A 25198-nucleotide genomic window follows, 5' to 3' on the forward strand; every position below is an offset into this window, starting at 1 on the left:
GACAGTTATTCTTATTACTATTAATTCATAATTGTTTTGAATGGTTAATTTTTAAGCTTGCTATTAAAAGTTAATTTTTACTCTAAGGCTATAATTTCAAAAGAATCTATATAAGCCTCATCATCTGCATTAAAGAAGAAGATAGCTAAAGCGGTATTGGCTCCAGAATTGAAGACTAAAGACCCACTCACTAAGGCTCCTGCCCCTGCTACATCTTCTGTAAAGGTGATCATTCCCATTGCATTATCATCAAACTGACTTAAATCGTCCATTGGTTGCACCATGGCAACATTTAAACTTCCGTTTGCCGCTTCAATTTGATCTCTAAAAGCATATTTAAAGTTTAATTGATAGGTTTTATTTGGTGTAAATTCTCCGATTAATTGATATCCAATACGGTCTCCTGAAGTTGGTAATTTTGCCCCATAAGAACCTTCATGATATCCGTTTGAAGAGGTAATTTGAATAACTCCTCCTAAGTCTGAATTTCGCCATGGATCTCTACTATCATTACCATTATCGAAACTAGCTTCTAAGATTACTGGAATTGATGTTGGTGGAATTTCTGGTTCTACGACCACAACCTCTTCAGAATATGTGCTAGACACTCCTAAATCATCTGTAGCGGTTAAGGTTACAGTATAAGTCCCTTCATCAGGGTAAGTATTCATACCATCTAAGCTTGTAGCGGTGTTTCCATCACCATAGTCCCAAAAATAACTCGTAGCACTTACAGACTCATTAGCAAAGGTGAAACTTAGAAAATCATCACCTTCAGACACGGTAAATAACGCGGTAGGTGGTGTTTTATCGTCTTGAGAATTGGCATCTGGCAAATCGAAAGCCAGAGCATCAATTGAAGGATCACAAGCTGTAGCCATTGCACAAGTTACAACAAGTAACGCTGCCATGAGCTTTTGTGATACATAGGTTCTTATGTTATATCTATTTTTCATTGTTTAATGTTTTTAGTTCCTACTAATTAGTATCCTGGATTTTGCGTCATTAAGCCGTCACTTAAATTCACTTCATTTTGCGGCATTGGTAATACCAAATCTGAAGAGGTAAAACCAAATCCGTTAAGATCTGAATATGCTGATAATACCGATTGTGCTTTTCCTAATCGGATTAAATCGAATAATCTATGGTTTTCAAAAGCCAACTCTACACGACGTTCTAATAATAAATCATCTACGGTAATTTCCGTTACAGGATCTGTTAAACCTGCTCTATCTCTTACTTGTTGAAAAGAAGCTAAGGCCGCCGTAGCACTAGTTTGGTCTGATCCGGCCATGATAGCTTCAACATGGAGTAATAAAATATCCGCATAACGAAGCACGATCCAGTCGTTTCCGGCTAACTCTGGGTTGGTATCAAACTGGTGTGGGTTTGTGGTCCCACCATCTTCGCCATTAGGAAAATATTTAGCACACTGATAACGTACTGAAGTAAGGTGTAAAGGATCTTGTCTGTAAGAATATTGCGTTCTTTCGCCTCCAAATTCATTAAGATCATCAACTAAATCATAGGTGGCGTAGTTTAATCCGCTAGATACACCAACTTGGTTCATCCATTGTGCAGAAAAGGTTTGGCTGTCATTTACAGGTTCAAAACCAATAGCAAAGATAATTTCAGAATTTAACTCGTCATAAAACACATCGTAGTAATCTACCAAGCTAAAGTTTCCGCTGTTAATAATCTCTTCACACAATAACTGTGCATTTACATAATCTGGCTCTTCTAAAGACAAGTACACTTTTGCCAATAGTCCTTGAGCTGCGGCTTTAGAAGCTCTTGTTTTATAGGTATTATCTAAACCTGCTACGGCCGTTTGTAAATCGGTCACAATTAAATCGTACACTAAGTTTTTATCAACTCTTATAAATTGTGTATCTGTTTCAGAAGGACTTAAAACATGGTCTACTAAAGGAATATCACCAAATAATCTTACCAAATTAAAATAAGCATAAGCTCTAATGAACTTAGCTTCCGCTTCAATTGCAGAAGTATCGCCATCGACGTTAGATAAGTTTTCTAAAACCACATTGGCTCTAAAAATCACTTGGTAGAAACTTGAATAATAATTGGCTACAATACCGTTTGTTGGAAGTACATTAAAGGCTTCAAATTGTCCTGAATCTGAGAAATCGTCTGGATCGGCAATTTTAGTCGCTGTATTTCCACTACGCATTTCAGTAATGTAAAATTCATACTGCACTCCATGATTAGCATCCTTATCGTAATTTCCTTCCCCTTGAATAGCATCATAAGCTCCTACAAGCGCTGTTTCTAACTCATCTAAAGTAGAATAATAATTTTCTGATGTGATTGCTGAACTTGGTTCTGGCTCAAGAAAATCGCTGCAAGACGTCGCTAAAACACCTACGACTACGACAGCTATATATTTTATAAATTTCATAATATGTTGTATTAAGTAATTATTTGTTTATTAAAAGTCTACGTCTAATCCTAAAGAAATTGTTCTGTAAATTGGAGAACCTCCTCTTTGGTATCCGTATTGCGTAGGACTTGTTTTATCTAAGGCTTCTGGGTTCCATCCTGTATAGCCATCTGCTGTTCTATACAATAAGTTTTGTCCTGAAGCGTACACTCTTAACTTAGAGAACCCTAATTTTTCTAGTAATTCTGTTGGAAAGCTATACCCAATATTTACGTTTCTTAAGGCGATGTAAGACGCATCTTGAATCATACTATTGGTTAAGTATTTGTCCACTAAGAATTCCGTTTCGTACCCGGCTTCTGCGGCAGCATCGTTTAAGGTTCTGTTGTTGTTATGGCTAAATAAATAGTGATCACCAATATTTCTTACCTCAGCGCCGTGAGATCCTTGGAACATAAAAGAGAAGTCTAAATTACCAATGGTAAAATCGTTAGATAAACTCCAAATTAATTCTGGGTAAGGATTACCTAAAATGGTTTTATCATCATCATCTAAAACACCATCACCATTTAAATCTTTTACTTTTACCCATCCAAACTCTGCACCTACATGTCTGTAAGGACGATCTCTATACTCAATAGGCACTTCAGATTCTACAACATAACCGTAGAATGATGAAATAGGCTGTCCTTCTTGGTTAATCCATTCTGCTGGACGACTTGGATCTATACTTGTAATTTGTCCGTTAGAATCGGCAAAATTAACTAAGGTATTCTCGTTGGTGGTTGCAATCAATGTAGACTGCCATGTAAAGTTTCTTTTGTTAATGTTTCTTGTTCTTAATTCGAACTCAAAACCCTGATTTTTAACCTCTCCTAAGTTAACTAAGGCGGTATTAAAACCAGTTGTAGAAGATACTGGGTTGTTCAATAATAATTGATCACTTGTTCTTTGGTACCAATCTACAGATCCTGTAATTTTATTATTTAAAAATCCGAAATCGATCCCTGGGTTGATTTCAATTAAACGCTCCCATTTTAACTCTGGGTTTGCAATGTTTAAAGGCGAATATCCTGTAGATAAAGAGCCATCTACAACGTAAGACGTTAAGTCTAATAATGATAAGTGCGGATAATAATCTTGTAATACATTATCTGAACTTAATACCGAAGAGCTTCCTTGCGCATCTGGATTAACACTTCCTGTATTTAAACGGTCATTACCGGTAACCCCATAACTTGCTCTTAATTTAAGAGTAGAAATAATATTACTGTCTTTTAAGAAATTCTCTTTGGCGATATTCCAACCTGCAGAAGCTGCAACGAAATTACCGTATTTATAATCGCTACCAAAAATTGAACTTCCATCACGACGCATACTTAAAGACATTAAGTATTTATCATCATAAGCATAAGTAAATCTAGAGATGTAAGAGATTCCTCGTTTTTGCCATTCCATCCCGAAAGTTTCAGAAGCGACAATATTGGTGGCTCCAGAGATCTGTTGCACGATGTCATTTTCATACCCGATACCTTTTATGGTAGAGAAGAAATAATCTCTTGTTTCTATAGAGTTACCAAGGGTAATCCCTAACTCATGTTTTCCGAAGCTTGTATTATAGTTTATGAAGTTATCAAAAATGTAATACTGTTCTTTTTGGTTGGTCTCTACCATGTAAGCATCACTTGTTTGCTCTCTAGCTAGAGTCCCTAAGTAATCGGTACGCTTTGTATCTTGAATAGATCCTGATAAGGTTGTGGTAAAGCTTAAACCATCAATAATTTTATACTTTGCGTTAACGCTACCAAACATTTTAAATTTCTTATCCATTCGGTTACGTTCTGTAACTCTTGCATATGGATTTTGGTTGGTACTATTCCCAATGTTCTGAAGTACATCGTTAATTTCACCATCACCATCTAAATCAAAAATCGTAAAGTGATTTTGTCTTACGTAATCTCCAACTTCAAGACCAGAAAAATCATTAAGATCTACGTGTTGTAAGGTTTCTTCTGTATGATAGATTGGCAACCAAGGTTGGTGTCTTGCCACGTTATGTACCGACTCAGAAAAACGCTTACGTTCCGTATAAGAAGGTGATAAGTTAACCCCTATAGACACTTTATCACTAATTTTATTATCCACTTTTAATCGTGCACCATACTTAGAGTAGTTGTCTAGAAGTAACACCCCTTCATCATCAGAATAGTTTAAACTTGCACTATATTTAGTATCCTTATTTCCACCTCTAAATGATAAGGCGTGGCTTGAAATGGTTCCACCATCAAAGAATACATCTTGCCAAGAGCGGTCTGTACCAGTTTGTAATTGGGCTTGTGTAAAAACAGAAATCTCTCCGTTTCTTTCCATTTGCATATCGGCCCATTCTTGAGTTGTTGTTCCGTAAGCTTCACTTTTTCTAGCTTCCTTAAATCCGGTATACGTACTGTAAGTCACTCTCGTTTTTCCTTCTATACCCGATTTCATGGTAATCATAATGATACCATTAGATCCTTTAGAACCATAAATTGCGGCAGATGCAGCATCCTTAAGAATTTCAAAAGACTCTACATCATTCATATTTAAAGAGCCTAAGAAATCGGAATCTACAATCACACCATCAACAACAATTAAAGGTGTTGAATCACCCGCCATAGATCCTACACCACGAATGGTAATGGTTGGCGCAGCACCAGCTTCTCCGTCAGTAGCTTGTATATTCACCCCTGAAACCTGCCCTACTAAGGCATCATCTACACGCGATACCGCTATCTGACCTAAATCGTCATTAACAACTTTAGATATGGATCCTGTAGTATGACTTTTCTTTTGGGTTCCGTAACCAATCACAACAATTTCCTCTAAAGCACTAGCATCTTCCACTAATGACACATCGATCGTTGTTTGCTCTTTAACGGTTATTAATTGGGTCGCAAAACCAAGGTAAGAGAATTGAAGGATATCTCCTTTTTGGGCATTAAGTTGATAATATCCATCAAAATCTGTAGTGGTCCCTTTAGTTGTTCCTACGACAACAATGTTTACACCAGGAACTGGCATACCATCGGTAGTAGAAATAACCTGACCCTTAATAGACATTGCTTCTTGTGCGTTTAGCGAAAAGCACATTAAAACAAAAATAATCAAGGTTGATTTAATTTTTAATTTCATAATGAATTGTTGCTTAATTTAGAGTTATTTAGTTCAAGTGGCCATCTGGTATTGAACCTCTTTTTTACTAGATGTTGCTCTTAGAATTAGTTCTAATTCTATAAAAACAAGCACAAAAAAAATTGGTTAACCAGATTGGTTAACCAAATATATATAAAATATTGTTAAATACAACGTTTTCGTAAAAGAAACTCTGTTAAAATTTTACTTCTAACAGAGTTATACCTTTATTCCATAAAGTCCTCACGGATTGGACTAAAGACATCAATTAAGATTCCTGCCTTAGTACATTTAGCTCCATGAAGTACGTGAGGTGGGATATAAACTGAATCCCCATCTTTAACAGTTTTTGTTACACCACCAATGGTAAATTCCCATTCCCCATCAATAGCATAGGTTGCTTGAGAATGATGATGTTCGTGCTCATATCCAATAGCACCTTCTTCAAAATGTACCTTTACGAGCATGATTTTATCATCATAACCCATAATCTTTCTCTTTATACCGCCTCCTAAGACTTCCCATTCTTGGTTTTCGTCTAATAAGAACTCTTTACTTGATCCAAATGATTTCATAATTGTGTAATTTTTATTTGTGTGATTTTAATTTATTGGAAATAATAAGCACCCGTCCATTGGTAGTTATTAGCTCCGATTTTTAAGTTGTGTTCGGTTTCTTTATTGGGATCTAAATTAGATAAAATTAATAATTTAGAAGCACCAGAAGTCATTTTTAAGACGATTGCCGTATAGGCTTCTTCATCTAAAACAACAGTCACAGATTCAAATTGACTATAGGCATTATCTGCAGTTTCACTCACCGCATTGTAAGCCCCATGTGGTTCTATAACCGATGCAAATACGGCTGATGCGGTATTCTCTTTTCTTAAGATCATTGCCGGATCGCGACGTAAATTAAACTCCGGATCATTGGCGCCTGTGCGCGCTAAAAGCACTTTATCTTTAGCCTGGGTTGCCGAGGTAATACTATAAAAAATTTGATTATTTAACCATGTAAATTGAATGTGATCTGCATTGGCCGTACTTTCTGCTTCTTTCCACAGGTGTTGATAACCGTTTTTAGTTCCTAACGGCTCTAAAGCTTTTAGCGCTTCAGTTTTAAAACTTGTAGAAACAATTTGCCCGAAATAATAATACGGTAAATCGTATTGATGTGCCGTATTTGAAAGCACTTTAAATACATCAATAATATAAGGTTTCGCTAAGGTAGAATCCTTCACCATAACCATAGTTCTATGAAAACTTGTATTTGGGTAGGCATTGTGTTCTTTTGCCCCCATAATTTGAATTTGTGGATTAGACGCATCAAAAACATAACGGTCTGAATGGTGACGACTTCCGGTAACAAAATCGTAATCAAAATGCGATGTTTCATCTTGAATTACCGTATTATGAGCAATGGTATGCTTGGCAAAGGTTTTATTTTCTTTTAAATACCCACCACCATTTTTCTGTTCGATATTTACAAAACGAGATAATCCGTAATCTTGAAGCACCTCTTCTCCATCTTCGTATAATGAAAAGGATAACTTATCGTAGTGACCATGGCTTAAACCTTGCCCGGTATACTTCATCACTAAAGTCATTGCCGCATCATCATCCTGGTGTCTTAAGATACCAACAGCGCCTTCATCGCCATTACGCCCATCTGTAAGTTCCATAGATTTTTTAATAAAAGGCTCTTCTTTACCTTCTTTTAATCCGATAGCCACCGCCAATCCGGCAGCATCTAACTGCACCTTATTTTGTGCCTTAGCAACCGATAATAATTCTGGTTTTTGAGAACCGTAGTAATAAGCGATATCTACAGCCGAAACTAAAGAGGCTGTGTAATACGACATCCCTTTCTGTCCATCGTTTAGCGGGAAAAATTCACCATCAGCATCGGTTAAATTAAGTAAGGCGTCCACGGCTTTTAATAAAACCCCTTCCTTATATTCAAAAATCTTTAACTCTGGTTTTTTATTGTGAAGCGCTTCCGCAAAAATCATAAACGGATACATGGCGTAACGTTGGTAATACGGCCCTTCTGTGTAAAATCCGTCCGGAGAAAACGGACTGTCTAAATTGGCAAAAAATCCCGCCTTACCATCTTTATCTTTAATAACTCCACCATCGTCATCTAACTCGTTAGGGTCTATATTATCGTCTTCTAAACCGTATAAAGCTCTGTCTAATAATTCATCATCATCCATGACTAAGCCAATCATCCCAACAGCCACATTTCCCCATGTACTATGGTTGTGCACACGGTTAAAAAACTTAGGCGTTTCTACCGATAGGAAATCGGCATAAGGTCTAAACAAAGTACGGTTTAAATGATCGGTTTGTTCTTTTGGAAGCCAATCGTAAATACAATCGTAAGCCTGACTGGTATAAACTAACCAATTAGAATCGTTAAGACACTGCCAGAAAAACTTACCTCTAGAGTACGAACGCTCTTGTGGGTGACGCCCTAAGGTTGGGAAAAGTGCCGCGTATTCTAACAGCATATCTCTAATATAAATAGCATATTTTTCATCGCCTAGCAATTGAAAAAGCACGCCTGCTTTTTGCATATGGTCGTAATTGGCTTTATGTTGGGTATGGGTATATCCCCCAGCCATATCTTTTGGAATAGGAACATCGATACCTTCTGCGATGGCCAAATCGACTTCTTCCTGAACTTTAGCCAGTGTTGCATCGAAAACCGGAATACTTCCGAGGTGCGCCTTAATCTCAGCCACACTTTCTTGGGTTAAAATTAAATTAGGATGCGATTTTGAGGTTTCAGATTCTGACACCTCTGTCGTTTTTTCTTCTTCTTTACAAGACATAAAAATCAGTAATAAAAGCGGTATGAGTTTAGAGATTGTTTTCATTATTTAACTTAGAGTTTATTTAGTTTAGAGCAGTTTATTAGTTCATGTTGTTGGTCTCTACATTGTACGTTTGGGTTTTAGAGGTTCCTAATTGCGTTATAGTTACCGTCATCTCCTTATCGTGTAACGGCATCATTTTAAGTTCGTTTTTATCGTTTAGCCACACATCAGAGTGCCTGTTAAACGTTATTGTGGTATCTCCGCGTTGCAGTTGTTTTATGTTGAAAAAAATAGATTGTGAATTTTTAGATAAAGAAAGTGGTTGCGCTCCTGTCATTTTCCATTTTGAAGCATTGAGTTGCCAACCTTGAAACTCTTGTATTGTTGCTGTTTCATCTATACGAGCATCATACGTTTTAAACGGAAATACAACCGTAATAAACTGGAAATTATTTTGCTGCGTTTTTGCAGCAATGGCCCACGTTTTTCCACGCGCACCATCGGTACTTACCGTATCAATCGGATGCAGTTGGTAGATATCTAATCCCGATCCATTTTCAAAACTAGACCGCAGTAAATTAGGACGCTCTTCTAAACTATAATGCCCTTGCCAAATTTGTTTGTATGTATGCGCTTCTTCAGATTTAAAATTATCTTTTACAATCCAAAAGGCATTTTCAACATTTAAAACTTGTCGGCTATAATCTACTCCGATAGCTTCAAAACCATTATGACGGCCTACAAACAGTTCCAATTCTGGTCCGGTTTTAAAAACCGTTACTTCCGGTTGTGGTAAACTTTTAAATTTTCCGAAGCCACTTCCACCTTTATTAGAGGTATACGCTTTCCCCTGTAATTCGTCATCGACTAAGGCTACATTTTTTGTCAGAGAGTTTTTAAACAGTTCTAAATCGTCTAAACTGTACCGTACCTGATAATTCGGTAGCACAACCTGTCCGTTAGCCATAGCTTGGATTCCCAACATATCACCATGTTGGTGATCGGGTTTCTTTTCATCTAAACCTGCTGAAATAACAAGCATGTGGTCCTGAGACTCCCAACCTTCTCGCATTACATAGTAACCCGTATCTGGAAACGCTAAAGAGGCGTAGGTTGGCGTTTTTTTCTGAATATTTTCTAACTTAAGAAGTTGTGAGGCACTAACATTCCAATAAAACTTTGGACTGAGATCTGAGGTTGAAAAATAACCCATTTCAGGGGCTTCAAATAAGAGGTAACCTAAAGTCATAGCGCCAGAAATATCATTCTTTTCTGCCCATGGTGTATCAGTATCATCAGATAACACGGGTGCTGATTGATCTGGAAAAGCGATTTTAGCCAAGGTTAAAAACATGGATTTCAATTTATTTTCCCAAGTGGCCTCAATGTTTAACTTATTTTTTTTAGCCAACTGATAGACATAGAAATAATTACCGATATCACTGATATGGTAATGAATAGTGCGTTCAAACTGAAACCCATCTACATTAATCTCTTTCTCTAGGTGTTCCCCTAAAAGGCTCATAGCATGCTGATACCATTGGTCTGCGTCCTTAAAATCTTTAAGTAAAATAGCCACCATAGCTAAAGCCGATAGCCCGCGGGTTTGGTGATTTCCTGATTTAAAGGTTTTATTATGCTCATACAAATGCTGAGCATGCTGTAATAATGTTGCTATGGTTTGTAATTGCGCTTCGTCGGAATATGCTTTTTCACCTAAAAACAGGTTGTGCAAATGCAACCAATTTAATATTCTATAACCCGATCGGAAGGCCTCATAGACCCCGTTTCCATCCTCAAGTTTTTCATAATCGCCATTAGCAAAGGCCGTATTTAAAGACGCGAGTTGGGTTGTAAAATACGCTATAGAAGAAGGCTCTTTTGCATTATAAAAATACGAATACCCAATATCAACCATTTTATGCTGTCTTGCCAAATGACGTAAGGCATAAGCATTAACAGCTTCGCCATTTAAGCCCTTGTATGGTAATTTCCATTGCGCCTGAGCCGGAAATATACTTCGGTGTGTTGCTGCCCGAGCAGCATGATGTGCTTCTAATGTTGGATAGCGTTTTTGATAATCCTGAAACCGTTGGTCTACCGTTTCCCAATTAAAAAAATAACGTGTTTTAAAGGCCCTTCTAAAATACAACGCGAGTTGCGCTACTGTTACCTCATCATTGTGTTCCATAGCCTCTTTTGCCTCATCCGTAATGTAATGGCTTAACTCATTTACCGTTAAGACACGACCCGACGGGATACCTTGAGCTCCTAGAGGAGCACAACATATAAGACCAAGTAAAAAGGCTATAAAGTGGTTCATGTAATTAATAGACTAACTTCAATTTTAAATTCTGAACCACTTCAATTTTACCAGAGTTTTGCACAATATTATTTTCTGGCTTTTGGCCCTTTTCTCCCCAAAGTATGGCGGTAAATTTTACCGGATTGTTTTTAAACGTATTGTCTGCAAATTCTACATTAACAATACCTCTTGTTTTAATTAATATATTTTCGTCATCATCCTGCCCCGATTGCGTCACTGTATTTCCTTTAAACACAAGGTTTCCTCCAATTGTAGACTCGTCATAGCCTCCACGATAATAATTTAGCACATTGGCTTTAACATTTGTAAAGCTATTGTTCTCTACATAGACAAATTCACTATTATAATCGCCTTTATCATTGGTTTCCTTATGAAGTTGAATCCCTCTTGCACAATCTTTAATAATTGAATTTTTTACAGAAATTGTATCGGCAAAAGACCCTTTAGACACTTCTAAAACCTCACTAAAATTACTAATCTCAGTATTGTTTAGCCAAAGCCCATAAGCGCTTCTCATGTTTTTATCTAAGGTTTTAAACGCCGCTTGCGTATGATCTCCTTTGAGACTCACATCTTCCATATGCAATACGCCATTAGGATTTAAAGTAAAGGCCGATGCTTTAGATGTAAATTGTAATTGAGCTTTATTTGCTTTGTCTGCAGACGTAACCGTAATATTTTTAGTTACCGGCAGTGCTTCTGTAATGTCGTACACCCCAGGATTAAGACGAATGGTATCTCCAGCATTGGCAGCAGCAAAAGCTTGACTTAATTCTGCTGCATTACTAACCGCAATCGTTTTCGTAACGGCTTCAATTTTTTCGCCATTATACCACGTTGTTCCATAATTAGACGTATCGTATAATTCTTTATGGTTTGTAGCATTAATAATCGCTCCTACAGTATTGTTTTCTGGAGTTCTTTCGGTTCCAAAAATATCGGTCTTTATGGTTTCAAAATCAAACCCTTTGTAGATGTCACTTGAGTTTACTTTCGCCACTTTTAAAGCCTCTGTAATTTTTTCAACTTGCATGCTGCTAGTGATAAGTCCTTCAGGTTGAACTTTACTTTTATTAGCACTATTGCTATAATTGTTCTTAAATAAAACTCCATCAACCTCATCGTAATTTTCAATAGGAAAATCGAAAGGCGTTTCATTATATAACACATTATTAGCCACTATGGTTCTTGTTGGTCTTGCTGAACGAATTTCTGATTTAGGAAGCACCTCACTCTGACTTACGTTAGACCCCACACTAAAGTGAAACGGTGTTTTACAGTCTACAAAAGAATTGTAAGCAATAACAGCATCCGTAACTTGATTATAACGGTTTTGTGGTGATTTTGGAATACCGTTCATAACCGCTAAAGGCGCTCTAAACGTTTCACCTTTCAACTTATAGAAGTAGTTATTGGTAATCCAATGCCCGGTGTTTATCACTCGAATACCACCGATAAATTTAGAATTATCATTTCCTATAAAAATATTTCCATCTATAGTGGCGTAGTTTCCATGTCTAAGCACAAGAGAGCCTTCACTCTCAAAAAATACATTATTCTTAAAGACGTTATAGTTAGACTTGCTAGAGATAATCTCTACCTCTCCATTACAACGCTCAAACAAATTATTTTCAACATTGGTATGTGATGGCGTCATCGAAGTTCCGCTATCTCCAATTTGCATGGTTTCTCCATGTGGCCCTCCTTTTCTAGGACGTGGCCCAAAATGGTTATTAACAATTTGGTGAAAGTTTCTAATGTGTTCATTACCCTTTAACATGACCATAACGGTTGGACCGTAATTGGATTTTCCGGTAATGTAATTATGGCTGACTTCATTATGTCTTCCCCATAATTCTATCCAATGGTCTTTAACATCGCGATCGGGCTGCGTAAAATTTTCAATAACACAATTAGTCACTTTTGAATGATTTGCTACCGCATCATCACTCACTTTAAAACGAATAACCTGACGAGACGGTGTATAACCGTTTCTAAAGTGTAAACCTTCAACCACAAGATAATCGCCACCAAGTTGTAAATTAGAAGCGCCTTCTATAAACACTTCCCCTGGCGTTTCTGCCTTTAAGGTAATAGGCTTTCCTTCTTCACCTTGTGCTTTAAATTTTATTTGAATATCCTTATAAACGCCGTTTTTTAAAATTAACTCATCACCCGGTTGCGCTTTTTCAATAGCTTCCTTTAAGGTTTGTGCATCTGCAATGGTTGTCTTTTCAACAACGACAGCAGACTCTTCACAAGCGAAGGTTAGTAAAAACAGACTGAAAATTAATAGATAGTTCTTCATATTGTTTATCATTAGTGGGTAACATTTAGTTCGTAATATTTTACTTTGGAAAAAGCATTATCTGCGGTAGAGCTCAGATAATTTCCAGCTTTGAAATAATTCTCGTAAGGCCATTTTTCTAGGCTTACATCTTCATAAACTACAGGCGTATTCGTATTAAGTTGCACTTCTAATCGTGCCTCTGACGCTATGATCTTAAAATCGAAAGGCTCAAAACCAACATACCCCATATTGATTTTTTCATCAGTCCAAGTGGCACTTGAGGTTTCTAAGAGAGCATCTCCAGAGGTATTTTCATCAATTAAAGATTTTTTATAACACCACAAATCGCCATCAATCCAGGTTATTTTAATTAAAGGTGGCCCGTTATTAGAACTAAATCCATGTGTCTCCATATCTTCTATAGAAATAATACCATGAATTTGCATAACGATGGTACGGTGATAAGTTCGACTCGTTTCCTGATCTTCTGAAATATCAACCACTTTTAAGCGCCCTTCTAGGATTCCGCCTTCTTGTAGTGACCAATTTTCTCTAGAGGTCGATGGATTTATTAACTCTCTTAATTCGGTTCTAGAATAAGAACTGTTAGTGGTAGAAACCCCTGGTAAGGTGTAGAATTCTATGGCCTGATCATCAACATCGTCATACATAAAAGGTTGAATAGCGGCGTTGGTTCTGTATAAACCATCAACGAGTGCGGAAGGTTGGTACTCATCTGGACTCCCGTTATTATCGGCATCTACGGGTAAGGTCAGTTTCCAATTTGAAAAATTTATATCGGCAAAGTTTTCATCTGTAATATCATCGTCCTCATCGTCGCTTGGGTCCACCACTGTTGTGGGTGCAGAATCTTCTGCATCACCCTCATCACTTGTGCAATTGTACGCAAGGATAGCGAGGAAAAAGAGCGCGTATACAAATTTGAACTTCATGTTATCATGGATATAAAAAGAAATTGGTTAACCAGATTGGTTAACCAAAAATATAATAATTTTTCAATTAAAAAAAGTTATTAGGGTAATTCTGTATACAATATAGTTAATTTTACAAATAAACACAAGCCTTACCCGCGTTAAACAGCCCGTAAACGCTATGATGACGGTAAAACTCTACGGTCCTTTTTACAAACGTTAAAATGTTCGTTTTCTGTAAATCTAAAATTCTTGAGATGCTAATGAACGACATCAGACGGCTAATCTTATTTGGGGGCCCGTTTTATCAAGTGCATTACACTTTTATACCGGCACAATATGATACACTTCATTAAGTAAAAACAAGCCAACAAAAAATAACAAGGTATAGATAACTTGTACCATTTTAATATTAAATAACACCAACCACTTTAGCGTACGCTTCGGAAACATAAACAGGGCTAAACCAAGAAACAACGCTAACCAACCAATTAAGGTGACAATAAGCTTGTAGTTAGGCTCCCAAATGTTGTGAAATAAGGTGTTTAATAACCCAATAATAATGGCTATAAATGAAAATAAGATGAGGAATTTTTCATCTTTAAGATCATTAAAAATCTGTTTTATGCGCTTCGGATTTAAACTCAATATCAAGAAGAAAATGATAAGATACCATCCCCAAAACTTTGCTAAAAAAATTGACGTATCCATAAGGCAAGGGTTTTATTCATGAAGTACCAGGAACGGAATATCCGTGTGGTAACTGATTTTTTCTACTTTAGAATGAAATAAGATGCTTTGAAAATAATTTAAATTTTTTGCCACCATAACCATCATATCAATAGCCTTAGTTTCTACAAAGGATTGAATGGCATCTTCTACATTTCTATTCTCAATATAATCAAAACTAGGATTATAGGCATCAAAATAGGTCTTAAAAATATCAATATTATTTAATTGTTCTACGCTTAATTCTATATCCTTTTTATGAACATGCACCATACGTAAATTGGCATTGGATGCTTTTAAAATTTCAGATAGTGGCTCTAGGGTTGGCAAATTATAAGACATATTAAAATCTGAAGGAAAGGCAATTTCTTTAAGCGGCTTGTAGGTGGCAGCCTCTGGAACCACTAAGGTGGTACACTTAACTTTTGTTATAACATCACCGGTATTACTCCCTACTATATATTGCTTAAGACCAGACGCTCCTTTGGTCCCCATTACCAACACATCTATTTTCTGCTCTAAAACCTGTTTTCTAATAGATTCTAAAAAGAAACCATATTCGGTTAGGGTAAAAAAGTGATGATTCTCGTTAATTTTTCCTTCGTCATTAAGTGTACTTAACACATTTGCTAAGCGTTGCTTAGAGGGTTTAACATACAACTCTTCAATTTGACTAGCCGTCGGTGTGGTACTACTATCCCCAGCCATAAAGCTATCCATAAGACAGACATTTAGGAGGTAAAAATTACATTTTACGGCTTTGTAAAAATCTATCGCATACGAAATGGCGTTTAAAGAATTTTCGGAAAAATCTGTAGGTAATAAAATATTCATCGCGTAACTTTTATTAGTCACCACAAATCTAGACCTCTGCGTGGTCTTAAAATATGATATTCGTCACTAATAAAAATTACGCCACTATAATTACTGGATATCTTGTAACTTTTGAAGGTCTAAAACTTTAACCGTACGGCCTTCCATTTCAATGATTCCTAATTTTTTAAAATCGGACATCGTTCTAATTAAGGTTTCCGTAGCAATCCCTGCCACACTAGCTAAATCACTTCTAGAAATTCTAATAGGATCTTCTGGTCTAGCATTTATTTTTTCAGCAAACCTAAGAATGGTCGCCGCTGTTTTACGTTTTACAGAACTATAAGCCATCTGTAACAATTGATCTTTAACACCTGTAATGTTTTCGGAAAGCAACTGAATAATTTCTAAAGTGATTTTATGATTTTTATCTAAAACCTCTTTTAATTCTGATTTAGACACCCCAACCATTTCTACATCTTTCATCGCTGTAGCACTCTCTTTATAAGGAATATTTTGGGTAAATGAGGTATAACCAAAAATATCATCTTCCTTATGAAGTGCGGTGGTCAGTTCTTTTCCATTTTCGTCATATTTAAAACACTTTACAACGCCTTGTAGAATGAGATAAACATAATTAGAGTTCTGCCCTTCTTGATAAATAGTTTCATTTTTTCTGAACTTAAAAACCGTTCCGTTATCATCAAAAAAGTTCTTTAAATCGTTTAAAGTTCTTAATTCATCTTCATTGTTTTGCGGCTGTACTTGGTGCGCCTCGCGTTCCTCTTTTAAAATCGCGGCTTTAGCAATTCGGCTTTTAATAGCACTTGTTAACTCTTCCTCACTAAAAGGTTTGGTAATGTAATCATCAGCACCGAGATCCATACCTTTTCTAACATCGTGACGCTCTGTTTTGGCTGATAAAAAAATGAAGGGTATAAATTTAGTTGTACTGTCTTTAGAGAGCGCTTCCAATACGCCATACCCATCAAGTATAGGCATCATAATATCACAAACAATAACGTCTGGCAATGACTGCTTTGCCGTTTCTACGCCTAAGACGCCATTAGCAGCTGTGATCACATTAAAGTCTGAGAGCTCTAATAATTCTGCTGTATTTTCTCTTAATACGGTATCGTCTTCTATCAGTAAAACTGTTTTCATAGTTGTGCTTTATTTGGTAATTCTATAACAAAAGTGGAGCCTACATTCTCAACACTTTCAAAAATAATGCTTCCATTTAAATTTTCTAAATGGTCTTTTACAATATTTAATCCTATTCCTGTGCCCTGCATTAATAAGGCGTTTTCCGCTCTAAAATAACGGTTAAAAATATTTTTCTGATCTACAAGGGGAATCCCAATACCATTGTCTTTAACCTTAAAGGTTGTTTTATGGGTATCCTGGAAAATTTCTATATCTATAATGGCGTGTTCTGAAGAATATTTAATGGCATTGTAAATTAAGTTAGATAAGGATAATTCAACAATTTTCTCATCTTGGTATAAGCTAATGTCATCTACATTTTCAGGATAATTAATCTGCTGGCCATCTTTAAGCAACATATTAGCGTTATAAATCACTTCATTTAAGACCTTGCTCAGTTTAAAGGTGCTAAAATTGTAGTTAATTTTACCCTTTTCAAGTTTCTCTACAGACAAGAAATCTGTTAAAATAGAATTGAGGTATTGTACCTTATCAGTTATTGTTCTTAAATGCTTTTCTCTTTTCTCTTGTTGTTCTGTTAATTTGTATTTACTCAATAATATGGTTGAGGTTAAAATTCCACTTAAAGGCGTTTTAAACTCATGAGAAACCATAGAAAGAAACTTGGTTTTTAAATCGTTTAATTCCTTTTCAGCCTCCAAAGCTGTTTTAAGTTCTTCCGTTCTTAACGCTACGGTCTTTTCTAAAGTTTGGGTGTAATTTTTTTGCTCAGTAATGTCTAAAATTATAGCCACATAAACATCATTACCTCCTAACTTGGAGTGCTGTAAATGCACACTCGCCGGATACCTTGTTCCGGATTTACGTTGATGGACCGCTTCAAACTCAATCTTATCAACCTCACCTTCACGTAAGCCTTCTATTTTTTTTCTAAAATCCTCTTCTGTAAACTCAGGCTTTATATCTAAAGGCGTCATTTTATACAGCTCATCCATGGTATAGCCCAGGTTTTTTTGAGCTTCGTAATTAACACTCACAAATAATAAACTATGGGCATCAAACACATAAATCTCATTTAGAGATTCTAAAATGATATTGGTTAAATGGTTCCTTTCTTGTTCTAGTCTTTTTCGTTCGGTGATATCAATAACCAAGGCCATGATATATTTTTGATCAAAAAGTACAAATGGATTAAGACTGGCTTCAATTGGAAAAATGCTTCCATCTTTTTTAGCACCGTGGATATCACGACCGTGACCCATGCTACGCTTCTTGTTATCTTTTATAAAACCTTTAAAATGACTACCGTGCTCTTGGTGATAATTACGAGGAATTAAAAGGTTTAAAGGTTGATTGGTTAACTCATTTTCACCATAACCAAACATCTGTTCTCCAGCTTTGTTGACTTTTACAATGGTTTGCTTATCATTAACAATCACCACACCTTCTGAAACAGAGTCTAGTAGAATATTAAAAATTTCTTGATCTTCTGGAAACATCTTTTAAAATTGAGGTTTAAAAAGCTAAAGATAAAAATCCTTAAGAATTTATTAGCATCAAAACGGGGAAGATTTGGGGCCTTTTGCGCATTAAAAATATACCTATAAAAAATTGATATAGAAAATAACGCCTTCCCCCATTCTTCTGACCTGAATCCTAGTTTTTAAAGTTCTCATGTAAAATTCTAACATCCCCTAGCCGTCAAACGCCGTGACAAGTCCTTAACACTGATCTATATCATTATTTATGGTCCTATAAAATTGTAATTTGCAAAATAGCTTTTGCTTGAAAACCTAAGACGTCAACGTATAGTTGCGTATTGCAGAGAAGCCTTAACTCTAAAACCCGCCTATAAAAAGCGGTGCCTTACTTATTTTAAACTCTAAGATTTATGATGTTTGCACTCATTGCATATGTTTTAATTGCATTTGTCTTAATGGGGCGATTACTACTTTATGGGGTAAGACCAACCAAAACCTTAGCGTGGTTACTCGCTATTTTTACAATCCCGGTTGGCGGTATGCTGCTCTATTTTATTTTAGGTCGAAATAGGAAAAAGAATAAATTTTATCGTTTTAAGAAAAATGAAACTATTTCTCGTTACCTTCAAAAGTATAATGCTCTACCTCATTCCGAAGCGCCTACAACTCCAATTCCTCCACTCTTAAAACAACATCATCGTTTGGCCCAAATGATGACTAAAAGTTCTGGGGCATTCCCTACCACGGGCAATGTATTACAACCCTTAAAAAATGGCCCCGCAACCTTTGAAGCCATTTTTAAAACCCTAGAAAAAGCAAGGACGTTTATACATATTCAATATTATATTTTTGAAGAAGGCGATTTAGCCAACCAATTTAGAAGCTTATTGATACAAAAAGCCAAAGAAGGCGTGGAAGTCAGATTGCTTTATGATGCTTTGGGCAGCCGCGTTTTGAGTAAAAAATTCATTAAAAGTTTAAAAACAGAAGGCATTCAGGTTTTTGGGTTTCTACCGATGCGACTAGGCCGGTTCCTTTCTTCAGTTAATTACAGAAATCACAGAAAAATTGTGATCGTGGACGGTCTCTATGGTTTTACCGGTGGTATTAATGTCTCCGATAAATACATTAATGGAGATCCCAATTTAGGACCTTGGTACGATATGCATTTGCAAATGGAAGGCCCAGTTATTCATAGTTTACAAGCCGTTTTCGCTAGAGATTGGAGCTTTGCGAGTGGTACAGAAGAGTTACTGAACACCAATTATTTTGCTCCACAAACTAGAGCAGGACAAAGTACCGCGCAAGTTGTGTCTAGTGGTCCAGATTCTGATTTTTCCTCCATACAACACCTCTATTTTTCTTTAATTAACAAGGCGAAAAACTACGTTTATATTATTAACCCCTATATTATTCCGGGAGAAGCGCTATTAGAAACCTTAAAAGTTGCCGCCTTAAGTGGTGTGGATGTTCGACTGCTACTCTCAGCCAATTCCGATAGCCTATTAGTGAAATGGACCGTACGTTCTAACTTTGAAGATCTCCTTGCTGCCGGCGTAAAAATCTATTTATATCCCGATGGCTTTTTACATAGCAAAGTGATGCTTTGTGATGACGAATTATCTACCATAGGTACAGCTAATTTAGACATTAGAAGTTTTGAGCAGAATTACGAAGTCAATGTTTTAATGTATGATAAGACGATTACAACCACATTAAAGCACGATTTTTTAAACGACTGTAAAAAAAGCCAACAATTAAACTACCATCAACACCTGCAACGTTCCAAATTAGAACGCCTCAAAGAAGGCACTGCTAAAGTATTTAGCCCAATTTTATAATGAATTTAAAATCATTTGGTTGCATTTAAAACATCGTTGTACATTTGTAGGACTTATACTAAAAAAGCATGAATTTAGGATTAGTATTATCTGGAGGAGGTGCTAGAGGCGCCGCACATATAGGAACCATTAAAGCCTTAGAAGAGGCCGGTATCTACCCAACACACCTTTCCGGAACAAGCTCAGGCGCTATCGTTGGCGCTCTCTATGCCGCTGGCGTGCATTGGTCCGAAATTTTAAACTTCTTTAAAACCATTCCCCTATTTAATACCAAGCGCTTTGCAAGACGAAAACCGGGATTTTTAAATTCTGATAACTTTTATGACGACTTAAGTGCGTATTTTCCTGAAGATAGTTTTGAAGCCTTAAAAAAACCTTTGTTTATTCCTGCTGCTAATATTGTAGATGGCACTTCAAAAATGTTTAGTAAAGGGCAATTAATTAAGCCCATTATAGCTTCAGCCTCGTTTCCCGGAGTCTTTACCCCTACTGAAATTAATGGAAAGTTTTATGTTGATGGCGGCACCTTAAATAATTTCCCGGTTGAACCTCTTATAGAACCCTGCGATAAAATTGTAGGTGTTTATGTAAATCCTTTAAAAAAGGTAACCATGAAAGACCTAAAACATTCTTTTGCCATTGTAGAGCGTTCCTATAAAATTATGGTTGCTGCAGAATCGATGTCGAAGTTCTCATATTGCGATATGGTTATCAGTCCACAAGAATTAGTGAATTACACCACCTTTGGTATGAACCATGTAGATGCTATATTTAAATTAGGATACGACACCACAAAACGGGCCTTAGAAGAAGGGCAATTAGACCTCAACCCTGTCGGTAAACCAAGTTAAAAATAAAGAGTATTGATACTGAAAATAGTTAGGATAGATCCCTAAAAAAAGCCCTATAAAACATTGTTTTTAGGGCTTTTCTTTTTAATCGTACTCAAGGCGGGAATCGAACCCGCACGTCTTGCGACATTGGATTTTGAATCCAACGTGTCTACCAATTCCACCACTTGAGCAATTTCGGACAGCAAAAGTAATAAATAAATTCGGGCTAAACACCAAAAAATAGTAGGTTTTATAATTTTTTGGCGCAAAATAATTTTCTAAATTTGCCCTCACGTAAAAAACACATCACAACACAACTAAAACCCTAGAAACAAATGCCTTACGAAACCACAGAAGCCAAAATTTTCACTTGTGCTCAAAGTCAAGACTTAGCTCAACAAATCGCTAAAGCGTATGGCGTGAAATTAGGTAACGTTATCACATCGACTTACAGTGACGGTGAATTTCAACCTTCATATGAAGAATCAATTCGCGGAACTCGTATTTTTATTGTAGGATCTACCCACCCGGGACCAGAGAATTTAATGGAAATGCTTTTAATGATTGACGCTGCCAAACGTGCCTCTGCAAGACACATTACTGCTGTTATGCCTTATTTTGGATGGGCAAGACAAGACCGAAAGGACAAGCCAAGAGTCCCTATTGCAGCTAAACTTGTAGCTAAAATGCTAGAAGCTGCCGGAGCCACTAGAATTATCACCATGGATCTACATGCCGACCAAATTCAAGGTTTCTTTGAAAAACCGGTAGATCACTTATTCGCTTCAACTATCTTTTTACCGTATTTAAAAAGCTTAAACTTAGACAACTTAACGATTGCTTCTCCAGATATGGGAGGTTCTAAAAGAGCCTATGCTTATTCTAAAGCCTTAAAAAGCGATGTTGTTATCTGTTACAAGCAACGTGCTAAAGCCAATGTTATTTCTCACATGGAACTTATTGGTGATGTTACAGGAAAGAATGTTATTCTTGTAGATGATATGGTAGATACCGCCGGAACTTTAACAAAAGCCGCAGATCTTATGATGGAGCGTGGTGCATTAAGCGTAAGAGCCATTTGTACCCACCCTATTTTATCTGGAAATGCTTACGAGAAATTAGAGAACTCTAAGCTTGAAGAATTAATTGTAACCAATTCAATTCCGCTAAAACAAGAAAGCAAAAAACTAAGAGTATTAAGTTGCGCTGATTTATTTGCTGAAGTAATGCAAAACGTTCATAGCAACAAGTCTATAAGCAATAAATTTGTGATGTAAGACCACGATTAGGGCCTGTATTTAATCACAAAAGCAAGGCTTAAGCCTTTAAATACAAGCCCTTATCAAAAAACAGAGAACTTACAGTAGTATTCTCATATAAAATTTCTAAATTTGCAGCCCTCAAAATGAGGGAATTAAAATTTAACAAACAAACATTTCAAAATGAAATCAATTACAATTAACGGATCTCAAAGAGAAAGCGTAGGCAAGAAAGCAACAAAAGCCTTACGTAATGCTGGTCAGGTTCCTTGCGTTATATACGGAGGAGACAAGCCTTTACATTTCTCAGCACCAGAATTGGCCTTTTCTAAACTTGTATATACAGCTAACGCTCATACAGTTGTGATTGCCTTAGATAACGGTGTAGAATACAATGCAATTATGCAAGATATTCAGTTTCACCCAGTAACAGACAAAATCATTCACATCGATTTCTACCAAATCTTTGAAGATAAAGAAATCACAATGGAAATTCCAGTACATACTGTTGGTTCTTCTAAAGGTGTTATGAATGGTGGTAACTTAAGAATGCCTTACCGTAAGCTTAGAGTTAAAGCGATTCCATCTAAACTTCCAGATTTTATTGAAATCGATATTACTCCATTAAAAATCGGTAATAAACTTTACATTACTGAGATTGAAAATGAAGATTACAAATTTATGCACCCAGACAACACTGTTGTTTGTCAAGTAAGACGTAGCAGATTAGCTGTTATGACTGACGATGATGATGACGAAGAAGAAGATGGTGCAGATGATACAGCACAAGAATAGATCTATTTCTATTGAAAAGCTTTTAAAAAAAGACTGTCTCTTGAGACGGTCTTTTTTTTTGCTCTATACTAAAACCAAAATCCTAGATTAAAAAACCAGTAGCTCTTTCCGGTTTCTGGAGAAAATGTATACTTCCCTTCTAGCGGGCCTAAAAACGTCTCTAAGGAATAGCCTAAAGCATAGCCTGTATAATCTACCTTGCTAATAAATGCTCCGCTCTCAAAGATACCATCCTCAATATTGGCATAGTTGGCCGCTAAGAGAATATGATGCTTCTTAAAAATTTCGTAATCTAAGGTCAATGTTCCTTTTACAAAACTGTCTCCCGATAGTGCGAGGTAGTCATAACCATAAAAGGAAGAAAAATTATTGATAAAATTATTGCCATAACCTCCTATGGCAAACCCTAAGGTCTGTGTAGACATATCACCAATTTTAAACCCACCATTGGCTTCAACCTTCATCGCTAATTTATCATTAAAACTAAAGGCATAACCCAAATCGGCCTTAGCAATAGAAAACTCTAAAAATTCATCATTAAAGCCCGATGCATCTAGATACAGATGAAAACTACCGTTAAAATAAAATCCGTTTTTAGGAAAATGGTAATTGTCATAATTATCAAATTTTAGGGTTCCAAACAAACTAAAGTAATCGGTGTTTTCAAAGGTAATTTCATCCTCCTGATTTTCACCTAAAATCGTTTCAGACGTAATTTTAAGACGTTTATGCTCTGCCCCTAAACGCAAAGCAAAATCTTTCCTAAATATGGTTTGCAAATAAATCTGATTGGTAAAATCTGAAATCTCGGCATCAATTTTATTTAAACCCGTTAATAAAGGCGAGTCTTCTTCTAAAGCTAAGCGTGGATTAACGTTTTTATTAAATTGATTATACCGCGATCTTAACCCCAAACTGATATAAAACCCTTTATCTATAAAGTAATCTAAATTATATCGCGAATGATCCCCTAAAATGACATCTAAAGAGGCAATATCATTGTTAAAGAGTAATTTTTTCTTGGTAAGATTGGCCAAGAGTGCACTTTTATAAAGACCGTCATAATGCAAGCCAAGTCTTAAAAAGGTGGTCGTTTCAGACTCTACAATTTTACCTTTAAAATCGTACTCCATTTCATTTCCGGTAGGCTCTAAAAAATACCGAAAGGCATCAAAATTGTTGGTTGCAATAAGATTATTAATCCCTTCTCTAAAGTCCGAATAGCTAATTTTTTCGTCGCCTTTAAACTTTAAGCGCCCTATCATATAAGACCTGGTATAACGTTCGTTACCGTCTAAACTTACGGAGCGAATCCTTAAACTGTCTAGAATTTTTGCTTTTGGTCGCTCTACATAATGTGGTTTTTGTGCTTTAAGAGCTTTTAAGGACTCCAACTGTGTAAGTGCCGCAGTAGCACCATGAGAAATGATATCTTTTCCTTCATCAAAAGAAATAAGCGAAAAATCAGAAATATCGGGCTTAATATAGATGTCCGTTAAGTCGGCCTTCGTTTTCATGGCCTCGATGGTTCGGAAATTACTAATTTGAATTAAGATCTCTGGTGCCGATTTTAATGCTTCACGATCTTTTAAAGCATCTTGTACATCTACACCAATAATAACATCCATGCCTTTGGCGCGTAATTCTTCAACAGGAAAATTATTAGTTACCCCTCCATCTATTAAAATATTGCCGTCAATCACTACGGGTTGAAACAATGATGGTAAAGCCCCACTCGCCGCAACAGCCTCGGCCAATTCGCCTTTTTCCATTAAAAGCGATTCGCCAGTTTCCATATTAGTGGCCATACAAAAAAATGGAATCGGTAATTTATTAAATTCTGAAATATCACTTACCGGCAGCAGTAACTGGTACATTAAGTTATAGACATTTTGTCCGCGAGACAAAGCTGAAGGCAAAGCTATTTTAAAGTGATCAAAGGGAAGATTGACGACATACTTCTCTGTGTTTTCACGCTCGTAAAATGATTTTGAGGCTCTTGGAAAATCGTCATTAATTAAAATATCAAAATCTTGAGATTCAAAAATCGCTTCTAATTGTTTCCCAGAATAGCCTGAAGCATACAAGGAGCCAATAATAGCCCCCATACTTGTGCCCGCCACATAATCGATATTAATTTCTAAGCTATCAATAACTTTTAAAACACCAATATGCGCGAAGCCTTTAGCCCCACCTCCACTTAACACCAAACCTACTTTGGGTTCTGAGGTGTTAGCTTGTTCTTGAGCCTTTGCAGGAAAAAGCACCATTAAAAACAGGACAACTATAATAGGTGTTATTTTCATATACTCAGCGTTCTATATTAAAAAGACAAGCCA

General features: G+C 36.4%; 17 protein-coding genes and 1 tRNA gene. 4 read left to right on the forward strand and 14 right to left on the reverse strand.

The annotated features are described in order from the left end of the window. Positions 1–77: 77 nt before the first annotated feature. From ACFQ13_RS12755 to ACFQ13_RS12810, 12 genes are all read right to left on the reverse strand, one after another. Entirely contained in the window at positions 78–956 is an 879-nt protein-coding gene (locus tag ACFQ13_RS12755; protein ID WP_386117920.1) for a PKD domain-containing protein, read from the reverse strand. 26 nt (positions 957–982) lie between these two features. Next, positions 983–2419, reverse strand: a complete 1437-nt coding sequence (locus ACFQ13_RS12760) for a RagB/SusD family nutrient uptake outer membrane protein (protein ID WP_386117922.1) — start codon at positions 2417–2419, stop codon at positions 983–985. 30 nt (positions 2420–2449) lie between these two features. Further along, the gene (locus tag ACFQ13_RS12765; RefSeq protein WP_386117924.1) at positions 2450–5572 is read right to left on the reverse strand and encodes a SusC/RagA family TonB-linked outer membrane protein; all 3123 of its coding nucleotides are present in this window, start codon (positions 5570–5572) and stop codon (positions 2450–2452) included. Between the two features lie 227 nt (positions 5573–5799). Next, the gene (locus tag ACFQ13_RS12770; protein WP_386117926.1) at positions 5800–6147 is read right to left on the reverse strand and encodes a cupin domain-containing protein; all 348 of its coding nucleotides are present in this window, start codon (positions 6145–6147) and stop codon (positions 5800–5802) included. Between the two features lie 32 nt (positions 6148–6179). Further along, complete coding sequence (locus tag ACFQ13_RS12775; protein WP_386117927.1) at positions 6180–8453, reverse strand: alginate lyase family protein; 2274 nt, start codon at positions 8451–8453, stop codon at positions 6180–6182. 37 nt (positions 8454–8490) lie between these two features. Beyond that, positions 8491–10716, reverse strand: a complete 2226-nt coding sequence (locus ACFQ13_RS12780; RefSeq protein ID WP_386117929.1) for a heparinase II/III family protein — start codon at positions 10714–10716, stop codon at positions 8491–8493. Positions 10717–10720: 4 nt separating this feature from the next. Beyond that, on the reverse strand, positions 10721–13027 hold the full coding sequence (locus ACFQ13_RS12785; protein WP_386117932.1) for a chondroitinase-B domain-containing protein: 2307 nt from the start codon (positions 13025–13027) through the stop codon (positions 10721–10723). An 11-nt stretch (positions 13028–13038) separates the two neighbouring features. Then, a complete protein-coding gene (locus ACFQ13_RS12790; RefSeq protein WP_386117934.1) occupies positions 13039–13962 on the reverse strand; it encodes a polysaccharide lyase family 7 protein in 924 nt (307 codons plus the stop codon). Between the two features lie 303 nt (positions 13963–14265). Next, on the reverse strand, positions 14266–14652 hold the full coding sequence (locus ACFQ13_RS12795; RefSeq protein WP_386117936.1) for a hypothetical protein: 387 nt from the start codon (positions 14650–14652) through the stop codon (positions 14266–14268). A 12-nt stretch (positions 14653–14664) separates the two neighbouring features. After that, a complete protein-coding gene (locus tag ACFQ13_RS12800; RefSeq protein WP_386117938.1) occupies positions 14665–15504 on the reverse strand; it encodes a universal stress protein in 840 nt (279 codons plus the stop codon). Between the two features lie 90 nt (positions 15505–15594). Further along, the gene (locus tag ACFQ13_RS12805; RefSeq protein ID WP_386117940.1) at positions 15595–16647 is read right to left on the reverse strand and encodes a response regulator; all 1053 of its coding nucleotides are present in this window, start codon (positions 16645–16647) and stop codon (positions 15595–15597) included. Then, positions 16644–18149: a sensor histidine kinase gene (locus ACFQ13_RS12810; RefSeq protein ID WP_386117943.1), complete on the reverse strand. Its 1506-nt coding sequence runs from the start codon at positions 18147–18149 to the stop codon at positions 16644–16646. The genes ACFQ13_RS12805 and ACFQ13_RS12810 overlap by 4 nt, the downstream gene beginning before the upstream one ends. A 392-nt stretch (positions 18150–18541) precedes the next feature. Between ACFQ13_RS12810 and cls the strand changes: the two genes are divergently transcribed. Both cls and ACFQ13_RS12820 read left to right on the forward strand, forming a co-directional pair. After that, complete coding sequence (cls, locus tag ACFQ13_RS12815) at positions 18542–19972, forward strand: cardiolipin synthase (RefSeq protein ID WP_386117944.1); 1431 nt, start codon at positions 18542–18544, stop codon at positions 19970–19972. A gap of 68 nt (positions 19973–20040) precedes the next feature. After that, entirely contained in the window at positions 20041–20823 is a 783-nt protein-coding gene (locus tag ACFQ13_RS12820) for a patatin-like phospholipase family protein (RefSeq protein ID WP_386117947.1), read from the forward strand. Between the two features lie 91 nt (positions 20824–20914). Here the strand turns inward: ACFQ13_RS12820 and ACFQ13_RS12825 are convergent. Then, positions 20915–20996 (reverse strand) — tRNA-Leu (locus tag ACFQ13_RS12825). A gap of 144 nt (positions 20997–21140) precedes the next feature. On the opposite strand from ACFQ13_RS12825, the gene ACFQ13_RS12830 reads away from it, so the two are divergent. Both ACFQ13_RS12830 and ACFQ13_RS12835 read left to right on the forward strand, forming a co-directional pair. Then, positions 21141–22082 (forward strand): ribose-phosphate pyrophosphokinase, encoded by a 942-nt coding sequence (locus tag ACFQ13_RS12830; protein ID WP_386117949.1) that lies wholly within the window; start codon positions 21141–21143, stop codon positions 22080–22082. A gap of 165 nt (positions 22083–22247) precedes the next feature. Next, complete coding sequence (locus ACFQ13_RS12835; RefSeq protein WP_386117950.1) at positions 22248–22859, forward strand: 50S ribosomal protein L25/general stress protein Ctc; 612 nt, start codon at positions 22248–22250, stop codon at positions 22857–22859. Between the two features lie 68 nt (positions 22860–22927). On the opposite strand, the gene ACFQ13_RS12840 is transcribed toward ACFQ13_RS12835, so the two are convergent. Beyond that, entirely contained in the window at positions 22928–25165 is a 2238-nt protein-coding gene (locus tag ACFQ13_RS12840; protein ID WP_386117953.1) for a patatin-like phospholipase family protein, read from the reverse strand. Between the last annotated feature and the right edge of the window lie 33 nt (positions 25166–25198).

Origin of the sequence: Winogradskyella rapida, from assembly GCF_042675845.1 — a bacterium.
GTDB lineage: Bacteria > Bacteroidota > Bacteroidia > Flavobacteriales > Flavobacteriaceae > Winogradskyella > Winogradskyella rapida.

Bases quoted from the DNA above. Each gene is read 5' to 3' on its own strand.
- ACFQ13_RS12775 (WP_386117927.1), bottom strand. From the start codon at position 8,453: ATGAAAACAATCTCTAAACTCATACCGCTTTTATTACTGATTTTTATG.
- ACFQ13_RS12810 (WP_386117943.1), bottom strand. From the start codon at position 18,149: ATGTTTCCAGAAGATCAAGAAATTTTTAATATTCTACTAGACTCTGTT.
- ACFQ13_RS12800 (WP_386117938.1), bottom strand. From the start codon at position 15,504: ATGAATATTTTATTACCTACAGATTTTTCCGAAAATTCTTTAAACGCC.
- ACFQ13_RS12780 (WP_386117929.1), bottom strand. From the start codon at position 10,716: ATGAACCACTTTATAGCCTTTTTACTTGGTCTTATATGTTGTGCTCCT.
- ACFQ13_RS12835 (WP_386117950.1), top strand. From the start codon at position 22,248: ATGAAATCAATTACAATTAACGGATCTCAAAGAGAAAGCGTAGGCAAG.
- ACFQ13_RS12830 (WP_386117949.1), top strand. From the start codon at position 21,141: ATGCCTTACGAAACCACAGAAGCCAAAATTTTCACTTGTGCTCAAAGT.
- ACFQ13_RS12805 (WP_386117940.1), bottom strand. From the start codon at position 16,647: ATGAAAACAGTTTTACTGATAGAAGACGATACCGTATTAAGAGAAAAT.
- ACFQ13_RS12840 (WP_386117953.1), bottom strand. From the start codon at position 25,165: ATGAAAATAACACCTATTATAGTTGTCCTGTTTTTAATGGTGCTTTTT.
- ACFQ13_RS12795 (WP_386117936.1), bottom strand. From the start codon at position 14,652: ATGGATACGTCAATTTTTTTAGCAAAGTTTTGGGGATGGTATCTTATC.
- ACFQ13_RS12785 (WP_386117932.1), bottom strand. From the start codon at position 13,027: ATGAAGAACTATCTATTAATTTTCAGTCTGTTTTTACTAACCTTCGCT.
- ACFQ13_RS12820 (WP_386117947.1), top strand. From the start codon at position 20,041: ATGAATTTAGGATTAGTATTATCTGGAGGAGGTGCTAGAGGCGCCGCA.
- ACFQ13_RS12760 (WP_386117922.1), bottom strand. From the start codon at position 2,419: ATGAAATTTATAAAATATATAGCTGTCGTAGTCGTAGGTGTTTTAGCG.
- cls (WP_386117944.1), top strand. From the start codon at position 18,542: ATGATGTTTGCACTCATTGCATATGTTTTAATTGCATTTGTCTTAATG.
- ACFQ13_RS12770 (WP_386117926.1), bottom strand. From the start codon at position 6,147: ATGAAATCATTTGGATCAAGTAAAGAGTTCTTATTAGACGAAAACCAA.
- ACFQ13_RS12765 (WP_386117924.1), bottom strand. From the start codon at position 5,572: ATGAAATTAAAAATTAAATCAACCTTGATTATTTTTGTTTTAATGTGC.
- ACFQ13_RS12755 (WP_386117920.1), bottom strand. From the start codon at position 956: ATGAAAAATAGATATAACATAAGAACCTATGTATCACAAAAGCTCATG.
- ACFQ13_RS12790 (WP_386117934.1), bottom strand. From the start codon at position 13,962: ATGAAGTTCAAATTTGTATACGCGCTCTTTTTCCTCGCTATCCTTGCG.